The sequence below is a fragment of the Luteitalea sp. genome, from assembly GCF_044337415.1.
In the GTDB taxonomy this organism is placed as follows: domain Bacteria; phylum Acidobacteriota; class Vicinamibacteria; order Vicinamibacterales; family Vicinamibacteraceae; genus Luteitalea.
This window is the reverse complement of the sequence record NZ_JBIINP010000233.1, coordinates 1-5,819: the sequence shown is the minus strand read 5'-3', so window position 1 is coordinate 5,819 and position 5,819 is coordinate 1. Positions and strand designations below refer to the sequence as shown.

Annotated in this window: 3 protein-coding genes; 2 read left to right on the top strand and 1 reads right to left on the bottom strand. The window is 69.2% G+C overall.

The window, feature by feature from the left end; all coding sequences use genetic code 11:
• Together ACIRDX_RS19770 and ACIRDX_RS19765 are read left to right on the top strand one after the other, a co-directional pair.
• A partial coding sequence (locus ACIRDX_RS19770) for a hypothetical protein (protein ID WP_396627158.1) occupies window positions 1-1,527 on the top strand: 1,527 nt, incomplete at its 5' end.
• Window positions 1,528-2,313: 786 nt separating this feature from the next.
• The gene (locus ACIRDX_RS19765; protein ID WP_396627157.1) at window positions 2,314-3,342 is read left to right on the top strand and encodes an LLM class flavin-dependent oxidoreductase; all 1,029 of its coding nucleotides are present in this window, start codon (window positions 2,314-2,316) and stop codon (window positions 3,340-3,342) included.
• A gap of 50 nt (window positions 3,343-3,392) precedes the next feature.
• On the opposite strand, the gene ACIRDX_RS19760 is transcribed toward ACIRDX_RS19765, so the two are convergent.
• The gene (locus ACIRDX_RS19760) at window positions 3,393-5,687 is read right to left on the bottom strand and encodes a tetratricopeptide repeat protein (RefSeq protein ID WP_396627156.1); all 2,295 of its coding nucleotides are present in this window, start codon (window positions 5,685-5,687) and stop codon (window positions 3,393-3,395) included.
• Window positions 5,688-5,819: the final 132 nt, after the last annotated feature.

Sequence of the window (5,819 nt, the reverse complement as noted above, 5' to 3'; positions counted from 1 at the left end):
CGGCCGAACTTCGACATCAACAACCTGCGGAACATGGGCTACTTCGTCGATCCGGCGACGGGCTTCCGCTATGGCGGCGCACCGCTGCTGCTGAACCGGCAGAACTACGCGCGCAACGAGTTCCGGGCCAACGTGGGCACCTACTTCGGCATCGGCAAGACCTCGCACGACCTTCGCGCGGGGTTGATGTACGAGACCACCGAGGAAGACCTCACCCGCAACGCCAACGGCTGGGGCACGATCACGCTGGTCGAGGCGGGCCGCCGCTACCAGGGGCAGTACTACCCGACGCAGAACCCGCAGCTGTCCAAGTCGCGCACGTACAGCTTCTTCGTCCAGGACAACATCCAGGTGGGCAGCCGGGTGGTGTTCAACGCGGGCCTGCTGATCAACCGCGACGAATTCGCGCAGCAGATCGGCGATGCGCGCAACACGTTCCTGACGTTCGACTACGGCGAGCAGCTGCAGCCGCGCCTCGGCGTGAACTACCAGCTCCGCAAGGGCGCCGGCGACAAGGTGTACGCCAACTACGGGCGCTACTACGGCAGCGACCAGAAGAGCAGCGCCCGCGCCCACGCGCCGCTGCGGCTGGTGCAGAACACGCCGTTCTTCGACGCCGTCACCGGCGCGCTGATCAGCGACACGACGAGCCCGAACACGACGGGACGCGTGATCCTGCCGGGCATGCGCCCCACCTACACCGACGAGTGGCTGGTCGGGTACGCGACACCGCTCGGGGGCAACTGGGGCCTCGACGTCTTCTACATGGACCGCACGGCGAAGGACTTCATCGAGGACCAGCCGAGCGTCCTGCCCGCCTCCACCTTCGTCGTCGCCAACCTCGACAACGCGCGGCGCGACTACAAGGCGCTCACCGTCGAACTCACGCGCCGCATGGCCGATCGGTGGAGCACCACGGTCAGCTATGCGTGGAGCGAGCTGAAGGGCAACTTCGACCTCGACTACGCCGCCGGCGCCGTCTTCAACACGTCGTCGATCCTGCAGGACGGCCCGGGCGTGTTCGTGGAAGACGACTTCCGCTACGGCAACCTCTCGGAGGACCGGCCGCACGTGCTGAAGATCTTCGGCACGTACATGATCACGGATGCGTTCTCGCTCGGCGGCTACGTGCGCGCGCAGAGCGGCACGCCGTGGGAACGTCGCGTGCAGGACTGGTACTCGGGCTACCGGCTCCTCCTGGAACCGCTCGGCACCAACCGCAACGACGTGTGGACCAACGTCGACCTGCTGGCCGCGTACAACCTCCGCATCGGCGGCCGGGTGGTCACCCGCCTCGAGGCGCGCATCCTGAACCTGTTCAACACGCAGACCGCGCTGAGCCGCGACAACCGCGCGTTCCTCGATCCGCGTACCCGGCAGTTCAACGGCAGCCAGGTGCCTGGCGACCCGGCCAGCTACACGCGCGCGCTGATCATCAACACCAACCAGCCGAACCCGTTGCTGGGGCAGCCCACCAGCTATGCGCCTCCGCGCCGCTTGCTGCTCATGGCGCGGGTCGATTTCTGATTCAGCCCAGGGGACAAGGGACAGGTACGCAAGTCACGAGGGCTTCACGGGACCAGGGACAAGGAAGGCCTCGGACAGTGACAAGGGACGAGACCTGACCGGCGCGTCCTGATGGTGGCAAGGGGCACGGTGGGAACGCGATGGCGCTCCTCCCGTGCCCTTGTCGTTTGGTCGCTTGCTGACTCTGTCCGAGGGACAAGGGACGAGTACGCAAGTCACCAGGGCGTCACGGGACAAGGGACGAGGAAGACCTCGGACAGGGACAAGGGACGAGGGCGGCTCTGGAGGGATCGGCATGGGGCACGGAGGGAACGCGATGGCGCTCCTCCCGTGCCCTTGTCGTTTGGGTCGCTGCTGACTCTGTCCGAGGGACAAGGGACCAGTACGCGAGTCACCAGGGCGTCACGGGACCAGGGACAAGGAAGACCTCGGACAGTGACAAGGGACGAGGGGCGGCTCTGGAGGGATCGGCAAGGGGCACGGCGGGAACGCGATGGCGCTCCTCCCGTGCCCCTGTCGTTTGGTCGCATGCTGACCCTGTCCGAGGGACAAGGGACGAGTATGCAAGTCACCAGGGCGTCACGGGACAAGGGACAAGGAAGACCTCGGACAGTGACAAGGGACGAGCCCTGACGGGCGCGTCCTGATGGTGCAGGGGCACGATGGGACCGCGATTGCGCTCCTTGTCGTGCCCCTTGTCGTTTGTCCCTTGTCGTTCCGGTCCCGTGTCCCTTGCCTCCCTTGTGACTCGAGTACTGGTCCCTCGTCCCTTGATACCCTGTCGAAATGGAGCTCGGCATCACGACTTTCGGCGACCGCTTCCCCGATCCCGCGACGGGGCACCTCGTGAGCGAGGCGCAACGCATGCAGGACCTCATCGAGGAGGCCGTCCTGGCCGACCAGGTCGGGCTCGCGGCGTACCTCGTCGGCGAGCATCATCGGCCCGATTTCGTGGTGTCGGCCCCGGCCGTGGTACTCGCCGCGATGGCCGCGCGCACCACGCGCATCCGGCTCGGCAGCGCCGTCACGGTGCTGAGTTCCGAGGACCCGGTGCGCGTGTACCAGCAGTACGCCACGCTCGACCTCATCTCGAACGGCCGCGCCGAAATCATCGCGGGGCGTGGGTCGTTCATCGAGTCGTATCCCCTGTTCGGGCAGGACCTGCACGATTACGACGCGCTGTTCGGTGAGAAGCTCGACCTGCTGCTGCGCGTGCGTGAACGCGAGCACGTCACCTGGCAGGGTCGCTTCCGCGCGCCCATCGACGACCGCGGCGTCTACCCGCGCGCCGTGCAGGCTCCGCTGCCGGTATGGGTCGGCGTCGGCGGCACGCCCGCGTCGGCCGATCGCGCCGGGCGTCTCGGGTTGCCGATGGCGCTCGCGATCATCGGCGGGATGCCCGCGCGGTTCCGGCCGTTCGTCGACCTGCACCAGGATGCGGCACGACGCGCCGGGCATGGACACGTGCCGGTCGCCATCCACTCGCACGGGTTCATCGCGGAGGACTCGCGGCAGGCCGCCGACGAGTTCTTCCCGTCGTATGAAGTCGCGATGACCGGTATCGGCAAGGAGCGTGGCTGGCCGCCGATGACCCGTCAGGCGTTCGAGGCCATGCGCGAGCCGCACGGCGCGCTGTTTGTCGGCAGCCCCAATCAGGTCGCCGAGAAGATCCTCCGCCAGCACGAGATCCTCGGCTTCGACCGCTTCCTGCTGCACGTGAGCGTCGGCACCATCCCGCACGCGCAGGTGATGAAGGCCATCGAGCTGTTCGGCACGCAAGTGGCGCCGCAGGTGCGCAAGGCGCTCGCGGCGTAGAGCAGGCTCAGGGCTCGGGGCTCAGGGACGAGAAGAGAAACCAGGGGCGGTCACTGCGAGTCGCCGCGCAGTTCCCGCAACGCGCCGGCCGCCTGCGCGTAGGTGGGGTCGATGCGCAGCGCATCCTGCAGCAGCGCGATTGCCTCGTCTCGCCGCCCCTGCTGCGCGCGCAACACGGCGAGGTTGAAGCGCGCGGTGGCGCGTGCAGGGTCGAGACGCGCCGCCTCCTCGAACATCGCGGCCGCGCCGGCCGCGTCGCCGGTGCGCACGCGCATGAGGCCGAGCTTCTCGGCCACGTCGGCGTCGCCGGGCGCGTGGCGGCGATACACCGAGAGCAGCCACTCGGCGAGCGCCACCTGCCGTGCCTCGACGGCCGCCAGCGCGCGGGCGCGCAGCAGCGGCAGGCCTTCCGGCGTGACACCGCTCGCGAGTACACCGCGGGCAAGCGCCTCGTCGCCGTTCTGCCAATGCGCCAGCGCGATGTCGAGACGATATCGTTCGGCCCGTGCCGTTGGCGCCCCGCCATCACCCGTCTGCAACTGCTTCAGGAGCGGGAGCGCGTCGGCCCCCTTCCCCTGCGACAGCAGAACACCGGCGAGCGCGAAGGTCACATCCGACACCTCGGGGTCGAGCCGGTACGCCTCGCGCAGCGCCCGCTCGGCGCGAGGCAAGTCGTTGCGGGCCTGCCACGCCAGCCCTGCGCGGAACCACGCGATGCCTGGCGCGGGATGTCGTGCGACCGCGCTGGCGAGCCACTGCTCGCCTTCTGCGTCACGTCCTGCGTCGATGGCAATGACCGCCATCTGCGTGTCGGCATCGGCCTCCCCGCGCTGGAACGGCAGCGGCACGAGGCCAGCCACGAACACCACAACGGCGACGATCATCGCGGCGACCGCGCCACGGCCGGCACGTGCCCGGTGCTCGCGGGTCATCGACGCCAGCAGCCCGACGTGAATCGCCCCGAGCACGAGGGCGGGCATGCGGTAGCGATCGACCACGAAAAAGATCGCCACGCTCAGCAGGTACACGGGCAACAGCCAGCGGAACCAGCGCCACGCATCGCGATGTGCCTCGGGCACGACGAGGCGTCCGCCAATCGACACGCCAAGACCGAGCGGCACCAGCAGCCACGCCCCGAACGGCATCGCCCACAGCAGCGGCGTGTGCTCGCGGAACCACGCGTGGCTCACGTTGACGGGAAGCTCCCACGAATGCGTGGACAGCCACAGCTTCCGCGCGAACAGGCGCATCGCCTGCACCGGAGACGCTCGCCACCAGTCGATCGCCCAGCGCACGAAGTAGGAAGACGCGTGCGACGCTGCCACTGGCCGGCCGATCGCCTTCGCCACGACGTTGTACATGTCGAGCCGCTGGCCCTCGATCGACGGGCGGATGCCGTCGACCACGGTATACGTGCCATTGGCCCCGGCGTGGTTGCCGATGTAGAAGTTCAGGCCGCCGTGCATCGGCAGCGGCGACCACTCGAAGCCAGCCAGACGCGACCGCAGCGCGAAGGGCGCCAGCACCACGAGCACGCCGATCACGAGCGCGGCCACGTGGTAGGCCGCCGAGACGCCGCGGCCCCCCGACTCGACGCGCGGGGCCGGGTTGGGACGACCGGCCCTCTCCTCCTGCCCTGGCGTTGCGGAAGGTAGGGCCGGCTCTCCGAGCCCGGCCATGAACGCCGCTGCGAGACCGACGACGATGCCGAGTAGCCACGCATTCGGCCGGTTGGTCGCCAGCAGGGCCAGCGCCACGCCGCTCCACGCCCATCGCCTGCCTGACGGCTCCTGCAGTGCCCGCGTGGTCGTCCACGCGAACAGCGCCATCAGGATCGGATCGAGCGCCGACTGCAGGATCACGGCTTCCTGCAAGGCGACGATGCTCGTGAGCGCGAGCACGCCGCTGGCGACGAGCGCGGCCCGCTCGGGCGCGGCGCTCCAGCGCGCGGCAGTCAGGCCGGTGAGTGCGACGGCCAGCGTGCCGAGCACGGCCTGCAGCGCGAGCACGCCGGCCACCGACGCGCCCGTGAGCACCTGCGCAAGGGCCAGCCAATAGATGTAGAGCGGCGACACGTCGAGCGCCTGGTTCTGCATCAGGATGTCGCCCGACGCCACGCGCTCCGCGAACCGCCAGTACGCGCCGGTGTCGAGGTCGCCGACTGGCTGCAGCAGGGGGTGATCCGCGAGCGTGAACGCCAGTGCGAGCTTCAGGCCGAGCGTCAGCAGGAGGAGCGTCGCCAGCCGCGGGACGCGACCGCTGCTGCCCTGCCCTGCCGATGACCGCCGGACGAGTCCGGCGGCTACGTCCGATGAGGCACGTCGCGATCGAGAAGCCCGGGACACGAGGGAGAGGGTAACGCAGTGTCAGGGTGCCGCTGCGTTCGGTCCGCCTTCGCCAAGGCTCCGGCGGACGCCCTCGCGTTGCTCGGGCGGCCTGTTCAGGCGTTCGGCGTTCGGCGTTCGGCGTTCGGCGTT

Coding starts and splice junctions, on each gene's coding strand:
- ACIRDX_RS19765 (WP_396627157.1), top strand. CDS start 2,314: ATGGAGCTCGGCATCACGACTTTCGGCGACCGCTTCCCCGATCCCGCG.